At 65.4% G+C, this 20,980-nt stretch carries 18 protein-coding genes; 12 read left to right on the top strand and 6 right to left on the bottom strand.

What is annotated here, in order from left to right:
* Positions 1 to 75: 75 nt before the first annotated feature.
* Positions 76 to 2,496 (bottom strand): TonB-dependent receptor domain-containing protein, encoded by a 2,421-nt coding sequence (locus AC07ZS_RS21765; RefSeq protein ID WP_494800617.1) that lies wholly within the window; start codon positions 2,494 to 2,496, stop codon positions 76 to 78.
* A gap of 432 nt (positions 2,497 to 2,928) precedes the next feature.
* Between AC07ZS_RS21765 and ahpC the strand changes: the two genes are divergently transcribed.
* Together ahpC and ahpF are read left to right on the top strand one after the other, a co-directional pair.
* Complete coding sequence (gene ahpC, locus AC07ZS_RS21760; protein WP_494800616.1) at positions 2,929 to 3,492, top strand: alkyl hydroperoxide reductase subunit C; 564 nt, start codon at positions 2,929 to 2,931, stop codon at positions 3,490 to 3,492.
* Positions 3,493 to 3,642: 150 nt separating this feature from the next.
* Positions 3,643 to 5,232, top strand: a complete 1,590-nt coding sequence (gene ahpF / locus AC07ZS_RS21755) for an alkyl hydroperoxide reductase subunit F (protein ID WP_494800615.1) — start codon at positions 3,643 to 3,645, stop codon at positions 5,230 to 5,232.
* Positions 5,233 to 5,278: 46 nt separating this feature from the next.
* Here the strand turns inward: ahpF and AC07ZS_RS21750 are convergent, their stop codons facing one another.
* The 4 genes from AC07ZS_RS21750 to ppsR form a co-directional block, all read right to left on the bottom strand.
* Positions 5,279 to 6,985, bottom strand: a complete 1,707-nt coding sequence (locus AC07ZS_RS21750; protein ID WP_494800614.1) for a cation acetate symporter — start codon at positions 6,983 to 6,985, stop codon at positions 5,279 to 5,281.
* On the bottom strand, positions 6,982 to 7,290 hold the full coding sequence (locus AC07ZS_RS21745; RefSeq protein WP_494800613.1) for a DUF485 domain-containing protein: 309 nt from the start codon (positions 7,288 to 7,290) through the stop codon (positions 6,982 to 6,984). Before AC07ZS_RS21745 ends, AC07ZS_RS21750 begins: the two co-directional genes overlap by 4 nt.
* Before the next feature lie 105 nt (positions 7,291 to 7,395).
* Positions 7,396 to 7,578 (bottom strand): hypothetical protein, encoded by a 183-nt coding sequence (locus AC07ZS_RS21740; protein ID WP_494800612.1) that lies wholly within the window; start codon positions 7,576 to 7,578, stop codon positions 7,396 to 7,398.
* A gap of 119 nt (positions 7,579 to 7,697) precedes the next feature.
* Positions 7,698 to 8,519: a posphoenolpyruvate synthetase regulatory kinase/phosphorylase PpsR gene (gene ppsR / locus AC07ZS_RS21735; protein ID WP_494800611.1), complete on the bottom strand. Its 822-nt coding sequence runs from the start codon at positions 8,517 to 8,519 to the stop codon at positions 7,698 to 7,700.
* A gap of 160 nt (positions 8,520 to 8,679) precedes the next feature.
* On the opposite strand from ppsR, the gene ppsA reads away from it, so the two are divergent.
* The 10 genes from ppsA to dnaB all read left to right on the top strand — a co-directional run bounded on the left by ppsA (position 8,680) and on the right by dnaB (position 19,185).
* Positions 8,680 to 11,073 carry a phosphoenolpyruvate synthase gene (gene ppsA, locus AC07ZS_RS21730; protein WP_494800610.1) on the top strand — a complete coding sequence of 798 codons (2,394 nt, stop codon included), beginning with the start codon at positions 8,680 to 8,682 and terminating at the stop codon, positions 11,071 to 11,073.
* Between the two features lie 63 nt (positions 11,074 to 11,136).
* The gene (locus AC07ZS_RS21725; RefSeq protein WP_494800609.1) at positions 11,137 to 11,412 is read left to right on the top strand and encodes a DUF4212 domain-containing protein; all 276 of its coding nucleotides are present in this window, start codon (positions 11,137 to 11,139) and stop codon (positions 11,410 to 11,412) included.
* On the top strand, positions 11,405 to 13,468 hold the full coding sequence (locus AC07ZS_RS21720; RefSeq protein WP_494800608.1) for a VC_2705 family sodium/solute symporter: 2,064 nt from the start codon (positions 11,405 to 11,407) through the stop codon (positions 13,466 to 13,468). The genes AC07ZS_RS21725 and AC07ZS_RS21720 overlap by 8 nt, the downstream gene beginning before the upstream one ends.
* 126 nt (positions 13,469 to 13,594) lie before the next feature.
* Positions 13,595 to 15,277, top strand: coding sequence for an MFS transporter (locus AC07ZS_RS21715; protein WP_494800607.1), 1,683 nt, complete (start codon positions 13,595 to 13,597; stop codon positions 15,275 to 15,277).
* Between the two features lie 212 nt (positions 15,278 to 15,489).
* Positions 15,490 to 15,963 (top strand): hypothetical protein, encoded by a 474-nt coding sequence (locus AC07ZS_RS21710; protein WP_494800606.1) that lies wholly within the window; start codon positions 15,490 to 15,492, stop codon positions 15,961 to 15,963.
* A gap of 132 nt (positions 15,964 to 16,095) precedes the next feature.
* Positions 16,096 to 16,482, top strand: coding sequence for a 30S ribosomal protein S6 (gene rpsF, locus AC07ZS_RS21705; RefSeq protein WP_494800605.1), 387 nt, complete (start codon positions 16,096 to 16,098; stop codon positions 16,480 to 16,482).
* Positions 16,483 to 16,522: 40 nt separating this feature from the next.
* On the top strand, positions 16,523 to 16,795 hold the full coding sequence (priB, locus tag AC07ZS_RS21700) for a primosomal replication protein N (protein WP_494800604.1): 273 nt from the start codon (positions 16,523 to 16,525) through the stop codon (positions 16,793 to 16,795).
* Between the two features lie 11 nt (positions 16,796 to 16,806).
* A complete protein-coding gene (rpsR, locus tag AC07ZS_RS21695; protein ID WP_068166407.1) occupies positions 16,807 to 17,088 on the top strand; it encodes a 30S ribosomal protein S18 in 282 nt (93 codons plus the stop codon).
* A gap of 13 nt (positions 17,089 to 17,101) precedes the next feature.
* Positions 17,102 to 17,554, top strand: a complete 453-nt coding sequence (gene rplI, locus AC07ZS_RS21690; RefSeq protein WP_494800603.1) for a 50S ribosomal protein L9 — start codon at positions 17,102 to 17,104, stop codon at positions 17,552 to 17,554.
* Positions 17,555 to 17,739: 185 nt separating this feature from the next.
* On the top strand, positions 17,740 to 19,185 hold the full coding sequence (gene dnaB, locus AC07ZS_RS21685) for a replicative DNA helicase (RefSeq protein WP_494800602.1): 1,446 nt from the start codon (positions 17,740 to 17,742) through the stop codon (positions 19,183 to 19,185).
* 66 nt (positions 19,186 to 19,251) lie between these two features.
* Here the strand turns inward: dnaB and AC07ZS_RS21680 are convergent, their stop codons facing one another.
* Positions 19,252 to 20,964, bottom strand: coding sequence for a PhoH family protein (locus tag AC07ZS_RS21680; protein ID WP_494800635.1), 1,713 nt, complete (start codon positions 20,962 to 20,964; stop codon positions 19,252 to 19,254).
* Positions 20,965 to 20,980 lie beyond the last annotated feature (16 nt).

Here is a 20,980-nt window from a genome sequence, read left to right as displayed (position 1 = left end):
AAACGACGAAAGGCGCCAGGGCCCGGGGGCCGTGGCGCGGGTCGCTGAGCGGGTCAGCGATTCAGGCGGGGTGCGTCAGAAGCGCACGTTCAGGCTGACCCAGAAGCTGCGGGCCTTTTCCTTGTTGTTGTAGTCGTCGTAGTGCAGGACTTCGTTGGTGCCGGCCTGGTACACGCCGTTGCCGTTCAGGTCGCGGAACTCGCTCGTGTAGGAGGTGAAGTCGCGGTCAAACAGGTTGTTGATGCGGGCATTCAGGGTGACGTTCTTGCTCACCTTGTAGGAGGCCCCCAGGTTGAACACGTGGTAGTCCTTGTAGAAAAGGGCTTCGTTGGTGATCACGTGCTGGCCGCGGTAGCGGTCCATGAACGCCTGCGCGCTCAGCAGGAAGCTCAGCTTGTCGGTGGCCTGCCAGTCCAGCGAGGCGTTGAACATGTGCTTGGCGGTGTTGCCCAGGGGCTTGCCCCGGTCCACGCCGCTCTTTTGCTCGCTGTCGGTGTACGTGTAGTTGCCGCGCAGCCCGAAGGCGCGGGAAATCTGCCAGCGGCCGGCCAGTTCCACGCCCTGGATCACCACCTTGTCGATGTTGGTGGTGCGGGTGGAGCCGGCGGCGTAGCCCAGCTCGGCGAAATCACCTGCGGTGGCGCAGACGAGGCTGGTGCCGGCGCCGCAAGGCTGGCTGGCGATCTTGTCGTCGAAGGTGTTGTGGAACACCGTGGCGTTGAAGTTGTGGCCGCGCGGGTCTTGCCAGTAGACGGCCACTTCATTGCTGAGGCTGGTTTCGGGCTTCAGGTTGGGGTTGCCGTACATCGGGCTCGTGCCCTGGCCGCCGAAACCGGTGATGCCGTCGTACAGCTGGGTGGTCTTGGGCGTCTTGAAGCCGGTGGCGGCGCCGCCCTTGATGGTCCAGTTCGGGTTCAGCGTGTAGACGCCGTACAGGCGCGGGCTCACCTGGTTGCCGAAGACGTTGTGGTGGTCGTAGCGCAGGCCGCCGGTCAGCACCAGGGGCTGGATCACGTTCCAGCTGTCTTCCGCGAACAGCGAGACCATGTTGTGGCTCTGCACGCCGCCGGGCGTCCCGCTTTCCATCCCGAACACGCCGTCTTCCAGCTCGCCGCGGATGACCTGCGCGCCGACCACCACCATGTGATCGCCGAAGGGCATGTCCAGCTTGCCGTCCAGGGTGTATTGGCGGCTTTCCAGCGTGCGTTTGGGACGCGGCAGGAAGGTGGACGAGGCGGCAGCCTGGCGTTCGGCCAAGGTCATGCCGGCGTAGTTGCTCACCGTGCCGTCCGGGGCGGTGTACGACGCCGAGTCGATCATGGCGAGCAGGTGCTTGCGCTCCTCCACGCCGAATGGCAGGGTGCGGCCGTTGTTGTTTGTGGCGATGTGCGACAGCGAGACCGTGCTGTTGCCGATGTCCCATTTGCCTTCGTGGGTCACCGAGAACGTGTCGCGGGTGAACTCCTGCTCGGGGGCATAGCCGGCACGGGGGTTGGCGCGGCGGCTGGCGCCGGCGCCGCTGGCGGTCCAGATGGCGGCCAGCGAATCCACCGTGCCGACGGGGTACTCTTCCACGCCAGCGTCGTTGATCCGGATCCGGTTGTCGTAGGTCTGCCTGGAGGTGTCCACGTCCACGTAGACCGTCTGCTTGTCCGTGAGGGCCCAGGACAGGCGCGCACCCAGCGCCTTGTTTTCGTTTTCCACCGTCTTGCCGCCGCCGCCGAAGCCCAGCGAGCGGTCGTGCACCGCGCCAGCGGGGTCGGTCACCGAGTTGTAGATCGGGTTGGAGGCGTCGCGGTTGTAGAGGCTGCCGCGCAGGGTCAGGCCCAGCTTGCCTTCCACCAGGGGGCCGGACACATAGAAGTCGGTGGTGCGGTCGTTGCCGTACTCGTCTTTGGTCTCGAAGGTGCGGCCGTGGGTGACCGAGGCACTCCACTTGTTGGCCACCTTCTTGGTGATGATGTTGATCACGCCGCCCATGGCATCCGCGCCGTACAGCGTGGAGGCGGGGCCGCGGATGACTTCGATCCGCTCAATGGCGTCCATCGGCGGCACGTGGCCGAACTGGTTGCCGCTGAAGCTGTTGGGGTAGATGTCGCCGTGGTTGTTCTGGCGCTTGCCGTCCACCAGGATCAGGGTGTAGTCCGAGCCCATGCCGCGCATGGAAATCGTGCCCTGGCCGGTCTTGTCGCGGGTTTCGCCCACGTCCACGCCTTCGATGTCGCGCACGGCATCGAGCAGGGTCACGTAAGGCCGGCGCGAGAGTTCCTCCTGCGTGATGACGGAAATGGAGGCGGGCGCATCGGTGATCTTCTGCTCGAAGCCGGAAGCCGATACCACGACCTCGGACAAGGAGGTCGTCTCGGCCTGCTGGGCGTGGGCCACGCCCAGGCTCATCACGTACAGGCTGCAGGCGACCGCCGTGGCCTGCAGGGGGAAGCGGTAGTCCGACGAAACGCCGCGCCGGCCGGCCGACGGGGTGGATGCTCTCGACATCGAAAATCCTTACGTATGCATGCGTTGATGGAGTTGGCTGGCATGCATCCACTCGACATCGCGCGCATCACACAAAGGACGGCAGGGGGAGGGGCGGGCTGGCTACTTTTTTTATTATTACAAATGAAAACCATTCTTGTTAAGTTTTTGATAATTTTTTTGTGATAGCCCGATCGCGGCATGCCGGAAAGCTTCTGGCAGGAACGCGGTTTGCCCTCTGAAGACGAGCCTCAATAGGGCTGTCGCCGGAATGTGGTAAACACGAATGGCCCTCATCGGGCGAGTTGCTGCACAGCAACAAGAAAAGCTATCGGGCGGATAAACACTATCAATCCTTGAGATTGGTAGTTATTTGCTATCATTCATTCCATGGCGATACGGAAAACCCTTTCTGGTCGCCGCTTCTTTTCTCAACCCAACCCAAGGAAAACCATGTCCCTGATCAATACCAGCGTCCAGCCTTTCAAGACCACGGCCTTTCTGAACGGCAAGTTCATCGACGTCAGCGACGAAACGCTGAAGGGCAAGTGGTCGGTGCTGATCTTCATGCCCGCTGCCTTCACCTTCAACTGCCCGACCGAAGTGGAAGACGCTGCCGAGAACTACGCCGAATTCCAGAAGGCCGGTGCCGAGGTCTACATCGTCACCACCGACACGCACTTCTCGCACAAGGTGTGGCACGAAACCTCGCCCGCCGTGGGCAAGGCCAAGTTCCCGCTGGTGGGCGACCCGACCCACGTGCTGACCAACGCGTTCGGCGTGCACATCCCCGAAGAAGGCCTGGCGCTGCGCGGCACCTTCATCATCAACCCCGAAGGCACGATCAAGACCGCTGAAATCCACTCCAACGAGATTGCCCGCGACGTCAAGGAAACGCTGCGCAAGCTCAAGGCCGCCCAGTACACCGCCGCTCACCCCGGCGAAGTCTGCCCGGCCAAGTGGAACGAAGGCGCCAAGACCATCGCTCCTTCGCTGGACCTGGTCGGCAAGATCTGATCCACCGTTCTGATCCGAGATGAGGCCCGGCCTCACCGGTTGGATATCGAAGAACCCGCGGGCCCAGAAGGCCCGCCGGGTTGCCCCCTGGCCGCCTTTCAATCCCTGAGGAGGCCGGTTCTCAAAGTCGCTTGATAAAGGAAACACAACATGTTGGACGACACCCTCAAGGCTCAACTCGGCGCTTACCTCGAGCGCGTGACACAACCTTTCGAGATCGTCGCTTCCTTGAGCGACTCTGAGAGCTCCCGCGAAATGCTCGATCTGCTGCAGACCATCCAGGCGCTGCGCAGCGACAAGATCACCCTGAAGACCGATGGCCAGGACGCGCGCCGGCCTTCCTTCACCCTGCAGCGCGCCGGCAGCGACACCTCGCTGCGCTTTGCCGGCCTGCCGCTGGGCCACGAATTCACCTCGCTGGTGCTGGCCCTGTTGTGGACCGGTGGCCACCCACCCAAGGTCGAGCAGGACGTGCTCGAACAGATCCGGGCGCTGGACGGTGACTTCGACTTCGAGGTCTACATGTCCCTGACCTGCCACAACTGCCCGGACGTGGTGCAGGCGTTGAGCCTGATGGCGATCCAGAACCCGAAGATCCGGACCACGGTGATCGAAGGCGGCGCCTTCCAGGACGAGGTGACGGCGCGCGAGATCATGGCCGTGCCCATCGTGTTCCTCAATGGCAAGGTGTTCGGCTCGGGCCGCATGACGGTGGAAGAGATCGTCGGCAAGCTCGACGTGAATGCCGACGCGCGCGAAGCCGCGAAGCTCGACGCCAAGGACCCGTTCGACGTGCTGATCGTCGGCGGCGGCCCGGCCGGTGCGGCGGCGGCGGTGTACGCCGCCCGCAAGGGCATCCGCGTGGGCGTGGCGGCCGAGCGTTTCGGCGGCCAGGTCAACGACACGATGGCGATCGAGAACTACATCAGCGTGCTCGAAACCGACGGCCCGAAGTTCGCCGCCGCGCTCGAAGCGCAGGTGCGGCACTACGACGTGGACATCATGAACCTGCAGCGCGCCGACAGGCTGATCCCGGCGAGCGAGCCCAACGGCCTGATCCAGGTGCAGATGGCCAACGGCGCGACCTTGAGCGCGCGCAGCGTGATCCTGTCCACCGGCGCGCGCTGGCGCAATGTCAACGTGCCCGGCGAGGCCGAGTACCGCAACAAGGGCGTGGCTTACTGCCCGCACTGCGACGGCCCGCTGTTCAAGGGCAAGCGCGTGTCGGTGATCGGCGGCGGCAACTCGGGCGTCGAGGCCGCGATCGACCTGGCGGGCATCGTGAAGCACGTGACGCTGATCGAGTTCGCCGATGCGCTCAAGGCCGATGCCGTGCTGGTGAGCAAGCTCAAGAGCCTGCCCAACGTGGACATCCACGTGAACGCGCAGACGACCGAGATCACCGGCGCCGACGGCAAGGTCAACGGCCTGAGCTACAAGGACCGCGTGAGCGGCGAGGTGAAGCACGTCGAGCTCGAAGGGGTGTTCGTGCAGATCGGTCTGGTGCCCAACACCGAGTTCCTCAAGGGCACGGTGGAGCTGAGTCGCTTCGGCGAGATCGTGGTGGACGCCAAGGGCCACACCAACGTGCCCGGCGTGTTCGCGGCGGGCGACTGCACGACGGTGCCGTACAAGCAGATCGTGATCGCCGCCGGCGAGGGATCGAAGGCCGCGCTCAGCGCCTTCGACCACCTGATCCGCCAGCCGGTGGCGGCACCGGCCGAAGCCGTCGCGGCCTGATACCGCAAGGCCCGGGTGCCGTGAGGCCCCGGGCTGGTTCGCCGTTTCAGTGGGCGCTGGCCGCGGCAGCGCCGATGCCCGTTTCGGAGCGCACCTGCTGGGCCAGGAAGCCGGCCCGGTCCACCCGTGCGCGCTGGCTCTTGTCCAGCACCGAGAACAGCCAGATGCCCGCGAAGCCGATCGCCATGGAGAACAGCGCGGGCGAGGTGTAGGGGAACAGGGCGGAGCCCTTGGGGTTGCCCAGTGTCGCTTCCCACACCGAAGGCGAGACCACGGTCAGGGCGACCGAGGACACCAGACCGAGGAAGCCGCCGATCACCGCGCCTTTGGTGGTGCAGTCCTTCCACAGCACGCTCATGAAGAGCACGGGGAAGTTGGCCGAGGCCGCGATGGCGAAGGCCAGCGAGACCATGAAGGCGATGTTCTGCTTTTCAAAGGCGATGCCCAGCACCACGGCGACGATGCCCAGGCCGATGGTGGTGATCTTGGACACGCGCAGCTCGGCGGCCGAATCGGCCTTGCCTTTCTTCAGCACGGTGGCATAGAGGTCGTGCGACACGGCCGAGGCGCCCGAGAGCGTGAGGCCGGCCACCACGGCCAGGATGGTGGCGAAGGCCACGGCCGAGATGAAGCCCAGGAACACGTTGCCGCCCACGGCGCTGGCCAGGTGCACGGCGGCCATGTTGTTGCCGCCGAGCAGGCCGCCCTTGGCATCGAGGAACTGCGGGTTGGTCAGCACGAAGGTGATGGCACCGAAACCGATGATGAAGGTCAGCAGGTAGAAGTAGCCGATCCAGCCGGTGGCCCACATCACGGACTTGCGGGCTTCCTTGGCGCTGGGCACGGTGAAGAAGCGCATCAGGATGTGGGGCAGGCCGGCGGTGCCGAACATCAGCGCCATGCCGAAGCTGATGGCCGAGATCGGGTCCTTGACGAAGTTGCCCGGGCCCATGATGGACTGCCCGATGGAGGCCGCCGCTTCGGCCACCTTGCCGTCCTTGAGCGCAAGCTCGGTCTTGATCTTCACCGCACCGGCGAACATGGCTTCGGGGCTGAAGCCGAAGTGCAGCAGCACCATGAAGGCCATGAAGGACGCGCCGCCCAGCAGCAGGCAGGCCTTGATGATCTGTACCCAGGTGGTGGCAGTCATGCCGCCGAAGAGCACGTAGACCATCATCAGCGCGCCCACGATCACCACGGCGATCCAGTATTCCAGGCCGAACAGCAGCTTGATCAGCTGCCCCGCGCCCACCATCTGCGCGATCAGGTAGAACGCGACCACCACCAGCGTGCCCGAGGCCGCGAAGATGCGGATGGGGGCCTGCTGGAAGCGGAACGCGGCCACGTCGGCGAAGGTGAACTTGCCCAGGTTGCGCAGGCGCTCGGCCATCAGGAAGGTGATGACGGGCCAGCCCACGAGGAAGCCGATGGAGTAGATCAGGCCGTCGAAGCCGGAGGCCATCACCGCCGCCGAGATGCCCAGGAAGGACGCGGCCGACATGTAGTCGCCCGCGATGGCCAGGCCGTTCTGAAAGCCGGTGATGCCGCCGCCGGCGGTGTAGAAGTCCGACGCGGAGCGGGTCTTGGCGGCCGCCCATTTGGTGATGTACAGCGTGCCCAGCACGAAGAGGCCGAACATGCCGATGGCCGTCCAGTTGGTGGCCTGCTTGTCGGCCTGGCCGAGGTCGGCGCCGGCGGCCCATGCCGCGACGGACACGCTGGCCAGGGCCAGCAGGGTGAGCACGCGCCTCATTGCTGCACCGCCTTGGCCACGGCGGCCGAAAGCTCGTCGAACTCGGTGTTGGCGCGCCTGACGTAGACCGCGGTGATGACGATCGTGAAGACGATGACGCCGAAGCCCAGCGGGATGCCGACGGTCATGACGCCGTCGCCCGTGAGTTGCGACAGCAAGGCCTTGTCAAAGGCGACCAGCAGGATGAAGCCGTAGTACACGGCCATCATCGCCAGCGTGAGCCACCAGCCGAAACGCGATCGTTTCGCCTTGAGTTGAAGGTAGGTCGGATGGCTCGCGATCCGCTGAACCAGGTTCTCGTCCATGCATGTCTCTCGGGTTGATTTCGGGTGACATGGAGCGTAGGACCTGGCACTTACGGTGCACTGACCTCTGGCTGACGCGGGGCTGACCCGCGCCTTGTTCCTGGCTTACTTGGGCTGTTCGGCGGGCGCTGGTGCCGCAGGGGCTGCGGGTGCGGCGGGAGCCGCCTGCTCGGTGTGCGGGGCATCCATGCCGTGCTTCTCACCGCCCATGTCGATGTCGCCACCCTTCATGAGGGCAAAGAGGGCGACGGCGGCGAAGATGACGAAGGCGATGAAGATCTTGATCATGTCTCGAATAGGTGTTGGCGTCTGCCGCAGGGGCAGGGAAGGGCGGGAACGGGCAGGGCCCGCCGGCCCATTTTTCGGGCACTGGCTGACGTCTTTCTGACAGCGCCCGCGCCGGGCCCTCAGTACTCGAGCCGCTCGGGCCGGATCTCCTGCAGGATGGTGGTGGCGATTTCCTCGATCGACTTCGTGGTGGTCGAGAGCCAGCGGATGCCTTCGCGGCGCATCATGGCTTCGGCTTCGGCCACTTCCATGCGGCAGTTGTCCAACTGCGCGTAGCGCGAATTGGGGCGGCGCTCGTTGCGGATCTCGCTCAGGCGCTCGGGGGCGATCGTGAGGCCGAAGATCTTCTTGCGGTGCGGCGCCAGGGCAGGAGGCAACTGGCGGCGCTCGAAGTCCTCCGGAATGAGCGGGTAGTTCGAGGCCTTCAGGCCGTACTGCATGGCGAGGTAGAGCGAGGTCGGCGTCTTGCCGCTGCGGCTCACGCCCACCAGGATCACGTCGGAGCCCTCCAGGTCCTTGTGGCTCTGGCCGTCGTCGTGGGCCAGCGAGAAGTTGATGGCCTCGATGCGGTCGTGGTAGGCCTGGCTCTTGGAGGCGTCCGAAAAACGGCCCACGCGGTGGTTGGACTTGATGCCGAGCTCGTGCTCCAGCGGCGCGACGAAGGTGCCGAACATGTCCAGCAGCACGCCCTGGCACTGGGTGCGGAACACCGACAGGACGTCCATGTCGACCACGGTCGTGAACACCAGCGGGCGCTTGCCCTCGACCTCGGCGACGTGGTTGATCTGGCGCACCGCCTGGTGCGCCTTGTCCACGCTGTCCAGAAAGGGCAGCCGGACCCGGCGCATGGTGGCCTCGAACTGGTTCAGGATGGCGTTGCCGAAGGTTTCGGCCGTGATGCCGGTGCCGTCCGAGATGAAAAAGACCGTCCGATTGGGCATGGTGCCGCGTCCTTACAATGCTGGGTGTTGTGCCGACGTCATTATCCTGCCGTCGGCACCCTGGATGTACTTCCCTGCCCGGTGCCGGACCCACAACAGAACAACAGGTCGCCCAGCTGGCGCATGGAACCCCCGGTTTTTCAACCTTAGGAGCTTTCCCATGTCCCAGCTGTTTGGAGCGACCGATCTGGTCGTGCCGTTCGAAAAACTGCGAATGAGCGATGTCGAGTCCGTCGGCGGCAAGAACGCCAGCCTCGGCGAGATGATTTCGCAGTTGCCCACCGGCGTGAAGGTGCCGACCGGCTTTGCCACCACGGCGCACGCCTTCCGCGAATTCCTCAAGCACGATGGCCTGACCGAGCGCATCAACGCCCGGCTGGACCAGCTGGACACCGAAGACGTGCGGGCCCTGGCCCAGGCCGGTGCCGAAATCCGCGCCATGGTCGAAAACCAGCCGTTCCCGGCCGACCTCGAGAAATCGATCCGCGACGCCTTCGTCACCCTGAGCGCGGGCAATGCCAAGGCCTCGTTCGCGGTGCGCTCCTCGGCCACCGCCGAAGACCTGCCCGACGCCTCGTTCGCCGGCCAGCAGGAAACCTTCCTGAACGTGGTGGGCATCGAAGAGGTGCTGCACAAGATGAAGGAGGTGTTCGCCTCCCTGTACAACGACCGCGCCATCAGCTACCGCGTGCACAAGGGCTTCGCCCATGCCGACGTGGCGCTCTCCGCTGGCGTGCAGCGCATGGTGCGCTCCGACACCGGCGCGGCCGGCGTCATGTTCACCATCGACACCGAGAGCGGTTTCGAGGAGGTGGTCTTCATCACCTCCAGCTACGGCCTGGGCGAAACGGTGGTGCAGGGCGCGGTGAACCCGGACGAGTTCTACGTGCACAAGCCCATGCTCAAGGCCGGCAAGCGCGCGCTGATCCGCCGCAACCTGGGCTCCAAGCTGATCCAGATGGTGTTCAGCACGCCCGAGGAAAAGGCCGCCAGCGGCAAGCTGGTGAAGACCGTGGACGTGCCGGTGGAGCAGCGCAACCGCTACAGCCTCTCCGACGCCGACGTCGAACAACTGGCGAAGTACGCCCTGGTGATCGAGCAGCACTACGGCCGCCCGATGGACATCGAGTGGGGCAAGGACGGCACCGACGGCCAGATCTACATCCTGCAGGCGCGGCCCGAGACGGTGAAGAGCCAGAGCGCCGGCAAGACCGAGGTGCGCTACAAGCTCAAGGGCAAGGGCGCCGTGCTGGCCAGCGGCCGCGCGATCGGCCAGAAGGTCGGCACCGGTCCCGTGCGCCTGGTGCACAACATCAGCGAGATGGACAAGGTGCAGCCGGGCGACGTGCTGGTGACCGACATGACCGACCCGAACTGGGAACCGGTGATGAAGCGCGCCAGCGCCATCGTGACCAACCGCGGCGGGCGCACCTGCCACGCCGCCATCATCGCGCGGGAGCTGGGCATCCCGGCCGTGGTGGGCTGCGGTGACGCGACCGACCTGCTCAAGGACGGCACGCTGGTCACGGTGAGCTGCGCCGAAGGCGATACCGGCAACATCTACGACGGCCTGCTCGAGACCGAGATCACCGAAGTGCAGCGCGGCGAGATGCCGGCGCTGGACGTGAAGATCATGATGAACGTGGGCAACCCCCAGCTGGCGTTCGACTTCGCCCAGATCCCCAACGGCGGAGTGGGCCTGGCGCGGCTCGAATTCATCATCAACAACAACATCGGCGTGCACCCCAAGGCCATCCTGGACTACCCGAATGTCGACGCCGATTTGAAGAAGGCGGTCGAGTCCGTGGCGCGAGGCCATGCCTCGCCGCGCGCGTTCTACGTCGACAAGGTGGCCGAGGGGGTGGCCACGATCGCGGCGGCCTTCTGGCCCAAGCCCGTCATCGTCCGCCTGTCCGACTTCAAGAGCAACGAGTACCGCAAGCTGGTGGGCGGCTCGCGCTACGAGCCCGAGGAAGAGAACCCCATGCTGGGCTTCCGGGGCGCAGCGCGCTACGTCAGCGAAGAGTTCCGCGAGGCGTTTGCCATGGAATGCGAGGCGCTCAAGCGCGTGCGCGAAGACATGGGCCTGACCAACGTGCAGGTGATGGTGCCCTTCGTGCGCACGCTGGCCCAGGCCGAGCGCGTCACCGGGCTGCTGGCCGACAAGGGCCTCAAGCGCGGCGTGAACGACCTCAAGGTCATCATGATGTGCGAGATCCCCAGCAACGCGGTGCTCGCCAAGCAGTTCCTCCAGTTCTTCGACGGCTTCTCGATCGGCTCCAACGACCTGACGCAGCTCACGCTGGGCCTGGACCGCGACTCGGGCCTGGAGCTGCTGGCGCGCGACTTCGACGAGCGCGACCCGGCCGTCAAGGCCCTGCTGACGATGGCCATCGGCGCCTGCAAGGCCGAGGGCAAGTACGTGGGCATCTGCGGCCAGGGCCCCAGCGACCATCCCGACTTCGCCGAATGGCTGCGCGACGAGGGCATCAGCTCGATCTCGCTCAACCCGGACAGCGTGATCGACACCTGGAAGCAGCTGGCGAAGGAGTGATCGCCTCGCTGCTGCGAGCAAATACCTAGGCGGCGCGAGCCGCCCGGGTGCGATGATCCGGTGATGTCCGAGCGCCCCTCCACGACCGACGAACACGACCGCCGCGCCCTGGCGCTGAAGGCGGTGCTGTTGTCGGTCATGGTGCTGGCCTCGTTCGGGGTCTGCTTCTTCGCACGGGAACTCAGCGTCGTCGTGATGGGCTGGCCGGTGCACTTCTGGATGGCGGCCCAGGGGGCGGTCCTGGTGTTCATCGTCGTGGTCGTCGTCTACGCCAGCGTCATGAGCCGCCTGGAAGCGCAGGAGGCGCGCGACGGGGCAGGCGAGGCCGGCGATGCCTGACAGCCCCGCCTACGCGGCCTACCAGCGCCGGCTGCACCGGTTCCTGGCGTTCTACATCCTGGCCCTGATCGCCTTCCTGCTGCTCATGGCCTGGGCCGAGCAGAGCGGCCTGTCGCGGCGCTGGCTGGGGCCCATCTTCCTGTTCTCCACGGTGATGATGTACGGCGGCATCGGCATCTACAGCCGCACCGCCGATCCCGAGGAGTACTACGTCGCCGGGCGGCGCATTCCGCCCGTTTACAACGGCATGGCCGCCGCCGCCGACTGGATGAGCGCGGCGTCCTTCATCAGCCTTGCGGGCGGGCTGTACCTGCAGGGTTTCGGCGGCACCGAGACACAGGCCGGCGGCTTGGCCTATGTGCTGGGCTGGACCGGGGGCTTCTGCCTCGTGGCCTTGCTCATTGCGCCCCATCTGCGCAAGCTCAATCTGTACACGGTGCCGGACTACTTCAAGGAGCGCTTCGGCGGCCGCTGGCCGCGGCGCATCGCGGCGTTTTCCGCCGTGCTGTGTTCCTTCACCTACGTGGTCGCGCAGATCTACGGCATCGGCCTGGTGGCCTCGCGGCTGACCGGCGTGCAGTTCGAGATCGGGATCATGCTGGGCCTGGGCGGGGTGGTGCTGTGCTCGTTCCTGGGGGGCATGAAGGCCATCACCTGGACCCAGGTCGCGCAGTACATCATCCTGCTGCTCGCCTTCCTCATCCCGGTGTCCTGGCTGGCCTACAAGCAGCTGGGCAGCCCGCTGGCGCCGCTGGTGTACGGCGAACAGCTCGAGAAGATCGCCAAGCTCGAACACGAGCTCATGGCCTCGCCGGCCGAACAGCAGGTGCAGGCCGAGTTCGGGCGGCGCGCGCGAGAGTACGCCGTGTGGCTGCAGGACGTGGAGGGCACGCTCAGGCGCGAGCGCGCCGCCAAGCAGGAGCGCGTTCGCGCGCTCAAATCGCAGAACGCCGACATGGCGCTGGTGGTCGCCGCCACGCGCGAACTGGCCGCGTTGCCGCCCGACGTGGCGACGGCGCGCGAGCGATGGACCCGCGCCATGCAGGAAAGCGAGGAGCGGTCCCGACCGCTGGGCGGGCTGTTGCCGCACAGCCAGGCCTTCGCGGGTGACCCGGACGGCACGGCGGCCGAGCGCGAGACCTTCCAGTCGTCGCGCGCGAACTTCCTGGCCCTGATGTTCTGCCTCATGGTCGGCACCGCCGGCCTGCCTCACCTGCTCACGCGCTACTACACCACGCCCTCCGTGGCGACCGCGCGCTCCTCGGTGGCCTGGTCGCTGTTCTTCATCACCCTGCTGTACCTGAGCGCGCCTGCGCTGGCGGTGCTGGTGAAGTACGAGGTGATGCAGAACGTGGTGGGCAGCAGTTTCGATGCCTTGCCGCCCTGGATCGCGCAGTGGTCGCGCATGGACGGCTCGCTGGTCTCGGTGAGCGACATCAACGGCGACGGCATCCTGCAGTTCGGTGAGCTCCGCCTGGGGGCCGACGTCATCATGCTGGCCACCCCTGAGCTGGGCGGCATGCCTTACGTGGTCTCCGGTCTCGTGGCGGCAGGAGGCCTGGCGGCGGCGCTGTCGACCGCCGATGGCCTGCTGCTCACGATCAGCAATTCGCTGGTGCGCGACACCTACTGCCATGAGGTCAAGCGCAATGTCACGCCCGAACAGCGCGTGATCCTCTCCAAGTTCGCCTTGCTCAGTGTGGCCACGCTGGCGGCCTTCGTGGCCGCGCTCAAGCCGGCCGAGATCCTGCCGCTGGTGGCGTCCTCATTCTCGCTCGCCGCCTCGGCCTTCGTGCCCGCGATGATCATGGGCATCTTCTGGTCCCGCACCACCGGCCCGGCCGCCGTGGCCGGAATGCTGATCGGACTGGGCACCACGGTGCTGTACATGATGATCAACGCGCCCACCGTGCGCGCCTTCTTCGCGCTGCCGGCCGGCCAGGACCTCTGGTTCGGCATCCAGCCTTTGTCCGCAGGGGTCTTCGGTGTGCCCGTGGGCTTCGTCGTGATCGGCCTGCTGAGCTTGCTGCAGCGCCGCAAGGGCACTGGCGCTTAGGGGTTTACACCAGTTCCGAGGGCGCCGGCGGCCTGCGGACTCGCAATGTCAGTTTCTTGTCAGACGCTCCTAAAACACTGCGATGGCATCTTGTGCCAGCCATCTAACTTAGGAGACTTCAACATCATGGCAACTTCGACGGCCAGTGCTTCTGCACCGATGACCAAGGAGGAGAGAAAGGTGATCTTCGCCTCTTCTCTAGGGACGGTTTTCGAGTGGTATGACTTCTACCTGTACGGCTCGCTCGCGGCGATCATCGCGCGGCAGTTCTTCTCGGGTCTCGATCCAACATCCGCCTACATCTTCGCCTTGCTGGCCTTCGCGGCCGGCTTCCTGGTGCGGCCGTTCGGTGCGATCTTCTTCGGCCGCCTGGGCGACATGATCGGGCGCAAGTACACCTTCCTGGTGACCATCCTGATCATGGGCGCGTCCACGTTCATCGTGGGTCTGCTGCCCAGCTACGCGTCCATCGGTCTGGCCGCTCCCGTCATCCTCATCATCCTGCGCATGCTGCAAGGCCTGGCGCTGGGCGGTGAGTACGGCGGTGCCGCGACCTATGTGGCCGAGCACGCGCCGCACGGCAAACGGGGCGCCTACACGGCATGGATTCAGACCACGGCGACGCTGGGTCTGTTCCTGTCGCTGCTGGTGATCCTGGGCGTGCGCACGGCCATGGGCGACAAGGAGTTCGGCGAATGGGGCTGGCGCATTCCGTTCCTGGTGTCCATCCTGCTGCTGGGCATTTCGGTCTGGATCCGCTTGAGCCTCAACGAGTCGCCGGCGTTCCAGAAGATGAAGTCCGAGGGCAAGACCTCCAAGGCGCCGCTGACCGAATCCTTCGGCCAGTGGAAGAACCTGAAGGTCGTGATCCTGGCGCTGCTGGGCCTGACCGCCGGCCAGGCTGTGGTCTGGTACACCGGCCAGTTCTACGCGCTGTTCTTCCTGACGACCATCGCCAAGGTGGACGCGACGACCGCCAACCTGTTGATCGCCGCGTCGCTGTTGATCGGTACGCCGTTCTTCATCTTCTTCGGTACGCTGTCCGACAAGATCGGCCGCAAGCCCATCATCATGGGTGGTTGCCTGATTGCCGCGCTGACCTACTTCACCGTGTTCCCGATGCTGCTCAACTACGCCAACCCGGCGCTGGTGGCTGCGCAGAAGGCCAACAAGGTGACGGTGACGGCCGACCTGAAGGAATGCTCGTTCCAGGGCAGCCCGATTGCACGCGACATCGATTTCCGCACCTCGTGCGACATCGCCAAGCGCGCACTCACGCAAGCGTACATCCCGTACACCAGCGTGCAGGGCCCGGCCGGCGCACCTGCGACGGTCACGATGGGCGACAAGGTGCTGAACTCGCCCGTGGGCGTGCTCAACGAGAAGCGCGATGCGTTTGCGGCTGACAGCGCCAAGACCATTGCCGACTTCCGCAAGGCGTTGACCGACACCGCCAAGGCCGAAGGCCTGACCACTCCCGCGGATCCCGCCAAGATGAACAAGGGCATGGTCCTGCTCATCCTGGTGTTCCTCGTGATCCTGGTGACCATGGTGTACGGCCCGATCGCCGCCATGCTGGTCGAGATGTTCCCCACGCGGATCCGCTACACCTCGATGAGCCTGCCGTACCACATCGGCAACGGCTGGTTCGGCGGCTTGCTGCCCACCACGGCGTTCGCCATGGTGGCCGCGACCGGCGACATCTTCTACGGCCTCTGGTACCCGGTGATCGTGGCCGCCGGCACGTTCATCATCGGCATGATCTTCATCCGCGAGACCAAGGACGTGGACATCTACGCCAAGGACTGACGGCGCCCCGAGCCGCATCCGCTCCCGCAGCGGGTGCGACTTTCTTCACAGAGCCCGCCTTGTGCGGGCTTTTTCATGGGTGCCCCGGTATGGATAAACCCCAATTCAAATGCCGCCAGTCGCATGTAAAGCTCGTTTCATCCAACTTCCGCGTCGAGCTCTCCCGGTGACCGGTACAAACCAGCCCCGGTGGAGCTTCCTTGAGAGAACCCATGAGCATTGTGAAAACCGAAACCGGGCTGCAGGTCATGAAAGACCGCTCGGTACCGCTGACACCGCGCCAACGGTCGGTCTTCATCCTCGTCGATGGCCGGCGCTCCATGGCGGAGCTGCTCACGGCATCGGCTGCCATGGGTGTGTCCCAGGAAGACGTCGAGCACCTGTTCGAGCTGGGCCTGATCACCGATTCGGGTCCCCGCCCATCGGCGGCCGAGCAGGCGACCGCGGCAGCGCAGGAGGAGGCGGTCAGGGAGCACAAGTCGCGCAGTCCGATGCAGCGCTACCAGGACGCCTATCCCATCGCCACGCGGCTCACCGCCAGCCTGGGTCTGAGAGGGTTCCGCCTGAACCTGGCCGTGGAAGCGGCCGGCAACTATGAGCAGCTGGCGGAACTGGCTCCCCGCATCCGGGAAGCGGTGGGGCCCGAGAAGTTCGCACCGCTGGACCAGGCGCTGAACGACCGCTGAAGCGCCCATGGCGCCGAAAAGCCGCGATTTGCTATAATCGTGAGCTTTTCGCCTTGCCACACCGCTTCCAGACGCGGCGGGTGGCTGAATCCCGCTGTGGGTTACCCCATGGCTCATCCTCAAGGAGTGTCTATGCGTCACTATGAAATCGTTTTGCTGATCCATCCGGACCAAAGCGAACAGGTTCCGGCCATGCTGGAGCGTTACAAGGGCATGATCACCAACGGTGGCGGCAAGATCCACCGTGTTGAAGACTGGGGCCGTCGCCAGATGGCTTACCAGATCAACAAGCTGTCCAAGGCCCACTACCTGTGCGTCAACATCGAGGCCGATCAGGCCGTGATGGCTGAACTGGAACACGCGTTCAAGTTCAACGATGCCGTGCTGCGTCACCTCACCGTGCTGCGCAAGAAGGCCGACACCGGTCCTTCGGCCATGATGAAGTCGGTCGAGCGCGAAGAAGCCCGCAAGCTTCAACAGCCGGCCCCGCACCAGTCGCAGGAGCAGGCCGCCGCCTGAGTTCGCGGCGCGACATCGTCATCGGGTGAACCGTCTCCAGTTGTCCGCCGTGGTGGTGCAGGTGCAGAGCCTGCGTTACACACCGGCAGGCATCCCGGCCGTCAACCTCGTGCTTGAACACGAGTCCCAGGTCGTCGAGATGGACACACCCCGGCAGGTGAAGTTGCAACTGAGGGCCATCGCCTTCGGTGCCCAGGCCGAAATCCTCTCCCGACAGGGCCTGGATGCGGTTTGCGAGTTTCACGGTTTCATGACGAATGCGCGCAACGGCAAAGGCGTGGTGTTCCACATCCAAGATTTCAGCAAAACATAGGAAGGCCCATCATGGCTGCACCCAAACGTTTCAACAAAGACAAGCGCCCGAAGCGCAACACCCAGTCGCTGCTCTTCAAGCGCAAGCGCTTCTGCCGCTTCACCGTGGCCAACGTCGAAGAAGTCGACTACAAGGACGTTGATGTCCTGCGTGACTTCATCGCCGAAAACGGCAAGATCATCCCCGCGCGCCTGACCGGCACCCGTGCCTTCTACCAGCGCCAGGTCAACACCGCCATCAAGCGCGCACGCTTCCTGGCCATGCTGCCCTACAGCGACCAGCACCGCGTCTGAAAGAGAGCCTGACATGCAAATCATCCTGCTCAAAAAAGTTGCCAAAGTCGGCGCCCTTGGTGACAAGGTCAAGGTCAAAGACGGCTACGCCCGCAACTTCCTGATCCCCACGGGTCAGGCCCGCCGCGCCACCGCGCAAGCCATCGCCGAATTTGAAGCCAACCGCGCGAAGCTCGAAAAAGAAGCCGCTGCAACCCTGGCGCAAGCCCAGGCCCTGGGCGAGAAGCTGGCCGGCCTCACGGTCAAGCTGTCGCAAAAGGCCGGTGTGGACGGCCGCCTGTTTGGTTCCGTGACCAACCGCGACGTGTCCGACGAGCTGAACAAGCAAGGCTTCGCCGTGGCCAAGTCCGACGTGCGCATGCCGAACGGCCCGCTCAAGAACGTGGGTGACTACACGCTGAGCGTGAACCTGCACACCGACGTGACGGTGGACGTCAACGTCTCGGTGCTCGGCGAAACCGCCTGAGTGCCCCGCGGGCGCCAAGGCGCCTGCCCGAAAGCCGCTTCCCTCCGGGCAGCGGCTTTTTTCATGCCTGCTCCCTTTCGGCGCCTGCACCGCAATTCACCGCCTTTGAACAGGTTGTGCACAGGGTTGTCCCATGACGGCCGACACCCCCAGGGGGTACCATGGCCCCTAACTTCCGAACACCCATGTCGACTGCTTTCTCGAGTTCCTTCTCCTCCTTTGATCCCGGCCTTGACGAGGTCGGCGGCAGCGCCGACCACCAGATCGCCCAACTGCGGGTCCCACCCCATTCGATCGAGGCCGAGTCCAGTGTGCTGGGCGGCCTGTTGCTCGACAACGGCGCCTGGGACCGGGTCGCTGACCTGATCAACGACTCCGACTTCTACCGCTACGAGCACCGGCTGGCCTATTCAGCCATCGCCACGCTGGTCAATGCCAGCAAGCCGGCTGACGTGGTGACGGTCTTCGAGCACCTGCAGAGTTTTGGCAAGGCCGAAGAGGCGGGCGGGCTGGGCTACCTCAACTCGCTGGCGCAGTACGTGCCGAGCGCGGCGAACATCCGCCGCTATGCCGAGATCGTGCGGGAGCGCGCCATCCTGCGCAAACTCGTGGCCGCCAGCGACGAGATCGCGACCGCCGCCTTCAACCCGCAAGGGCGGCCGGTCGCCAAGATTCTGGACGAGGCCGAGCAGAAGGTCTTCAAGATCGGCGAGGAAGGCTCGCGGATGAAGGAGGGCTTCCAGAGCATGGACAAGCTCGTGGTCGACCTCCTGGACCGCGTGCAGGAGATGGCCGACAACCCGGCGGATGTGACCGGTGTGCCCACCGGCTTCATCGACCTGGACCGCATGACGTCGGGCTTGCAGGCGGGCGACCTGGTGGTGCTGGCGGCTCGACCCTCCATGGGCAAGACCGCGTTCGCGATCAACATCGCCGAACACGTGGCGCTGAACGAAGGCCTCCCCGTGGCCGTGTTCTCCATGGAAATGGGCGCGTCGCAGCTGGCGGTGCGGGTGGTCGGCTCCATCGGCCGCATCAACCAGGGGCACCTGCGCACCGGCAAACTCACGGACGACGAATGGCCGCGCCTCACGGAGGCGATCGAGAAGCTGCGCACTGTGTCGCTGCACATCGACGAGACGCCGGGCCTCACGCCCAGCGAGCTGCGTGCCAACGCGCGCCGCCTGGCCCGGCAGTGCGGCAAGCTGGGCCTCATCGTGGTCGACTACCTGCAGCTCATGAGCGGCTCGAGTGCGGCCGGCGGTGACAACCGCGCCACCGAGCTGGGTGAAATCTCGCGGGGCTTGAAGATGCTGGCCAAGGAGCTGCAGTGCCCGGTGATCGCGCTCTCGCAGCTCAACCGCTCGGTCGAGCAGCGCACGGACAAGCGCCCCATGATGTCGGACTTGCGCGAGTCCGGCGCCATCGAGCAGGATGCGGACATCATCATGTTCATCTACCGCGATGAGTACTACACCCGGGATGCCTGCAAGGAGCCGGGCGTGGCCGAGATCATCATCGGCAAGCAGCGGAACGGCCCCACCGGCACGGTGAAGCTGGCCTTCCTGAACATGCTCACGCGCTTCGAGAGCCTGGCGGGTGGGGGCATGGGCGGTGGCAGCGACTACTGACGACGGGCGACGCCCATGAAAAAACCCGGCCTTGGCCGGGTTTTTTCATGGGGAAGTTCCGCCGGCTTACAGCACTTCGCTGGCGAAATCGGCCAGGCGCGAACGCTCGCCGCGGGCCAGCGTGATGTGCCCTCCGTGCGGCCAGCCTTTGAAGCGGTCCACCGCGTAGGTCAGGCCCGACGAACCTTCGGTGAGGTAGGGCGTGTCGATCTGGGCGAGGTTGCCCATGCAGATGATCTTGGTGCCCGGGCCGGCGCGGGTGATCAGGGTCTTCATCTGCTTGGGGGTCAGGTTCTGCGCCTCGTCGATGATCACGTACCGGTTCATGAAGGTGCGCCCGCGCATGAAGTTCATGCTCTTGACCTTGATGCGGCTTCGGATCAGCTCGTTGGTCGCCGCGCGTCCCCATTCGCCGGCGTTGCCGCCGTCGCCCTTGGCCAGGAACTCGAGGTTGTCGTCGAGCGCGCCCATCCACGGGCCCATCTTCTCTTCCTCGGTGCCGGGCAGGAAGCCGATGTCCTCACCCACGCTCACGGTGGCGCGCGTCATGATGATCTCGGTGTAGCGGCGATCGTCGAGCACCTGCGTCAGGCCGCTGGCCAGGGCCATCAGCGTCTTGCCGGTGCCCGCCGTGCCGGCGAGCGTCACGAAGTCGATCTCCGGGTCCATCAGCAGGTTGAGCGCAAAGTTCTGTTCGCGGTTGCGGCTGGTCACGCCCCACACGGCGTTCTTGAGGTGGGTGTAGTCCTTCAGCGTCTTGAGCACCGCCGTCTTGTCGCGGATCTCGGTCACGCGGGCGTACAGCGAGGGCTCGCCGGGGGCCTCGAAGTACACGAACTGGTTGATGTAGAACTGGCTCACGGCGGGGCCGCTCACGCGGTAGAACGTGTGGCTGCCGCTTTGCCAGCTCTCGATGGTCTTGCTCTGGCGCGTCCAGAAGTCCTGGGGCAGGGCCAGGGCGCCGGCGTAGAGCAGTTCCCCATCGTCCAGGGTCTTGTCGTTCTGGTAGTCCTCGGCCGGCAGGCCCAGCGCGCGCGCTTTCACGCGCATGTTGATGTCTTTCGACACCAGAATCACCTCGCGTTGCGGATACCGCTCGCGCAGGGCATGCACCACGCCCAGGATCTGGTTGTCGGCCTTGCCCTGTGGCAGGCTGGAGGGCAGGGCGTTGTCCAGGGGTTCGGTCTGGAAGAACAGCAGACCGCGGGCCGACTGGTGGCCGGTGGCCGAGAGCTTGAGGCCCTTGGCCATGTCGCCGCCTTGCTGGGCAACCAGGGCGTCGAGCGTGCGGCTGGTCTGGCGGCCGTTGCGAGCCACTTCCGTCATGCCCTTCTTGTGTCCATCGAGCTCCTCGAGCACGATCATGGGCAGGAAGATGTCGTGTTCCTCGAAGCGGAACAGGCTCATCGGGTCGTGCAGCAGGACGTTGGTGTCCAGCACGAACAGCCGCGCCGGCCCAGTGCCCGACTTGCCCCCGCTGCGTCGGCGGTTGCTGGCCACCGGCGAGACGGGGGTGCGGGTTTCGGCTGGCGTCTCGGGGACGGGTTGGCGCACCTCAGGGGCTTTGGCCACCACCGGCGCTGGTGCGCGGACGGGCGTCTTCGGCACTTCGGCGCGTGCGCTGGTCGCGGTGGTGGTCGGTTTTCGCCCGCGGCCGTTGCCCTTCGGGGCCTGTGCCGCCGGGGCGGCGGTCGTGACCGGTGCGGAGGGTTCCGCAACAGGGATCAAGTCCAGTGGCTCTTCGGCGGCTCGGAGGGAGTAGGCGTCGGGGGCTAGCAGGGCTGCGCGTTTGGAG

Source organism: Hydrogenophaga sp. GW456-12-10-14-TSB4, assembly GCF_059424305.1.
The sequence above is the reverse complement of the archived record's forward strand: the minus strand, read 5'-3'. Positions and strand labels throughout refer to the sequence as shown.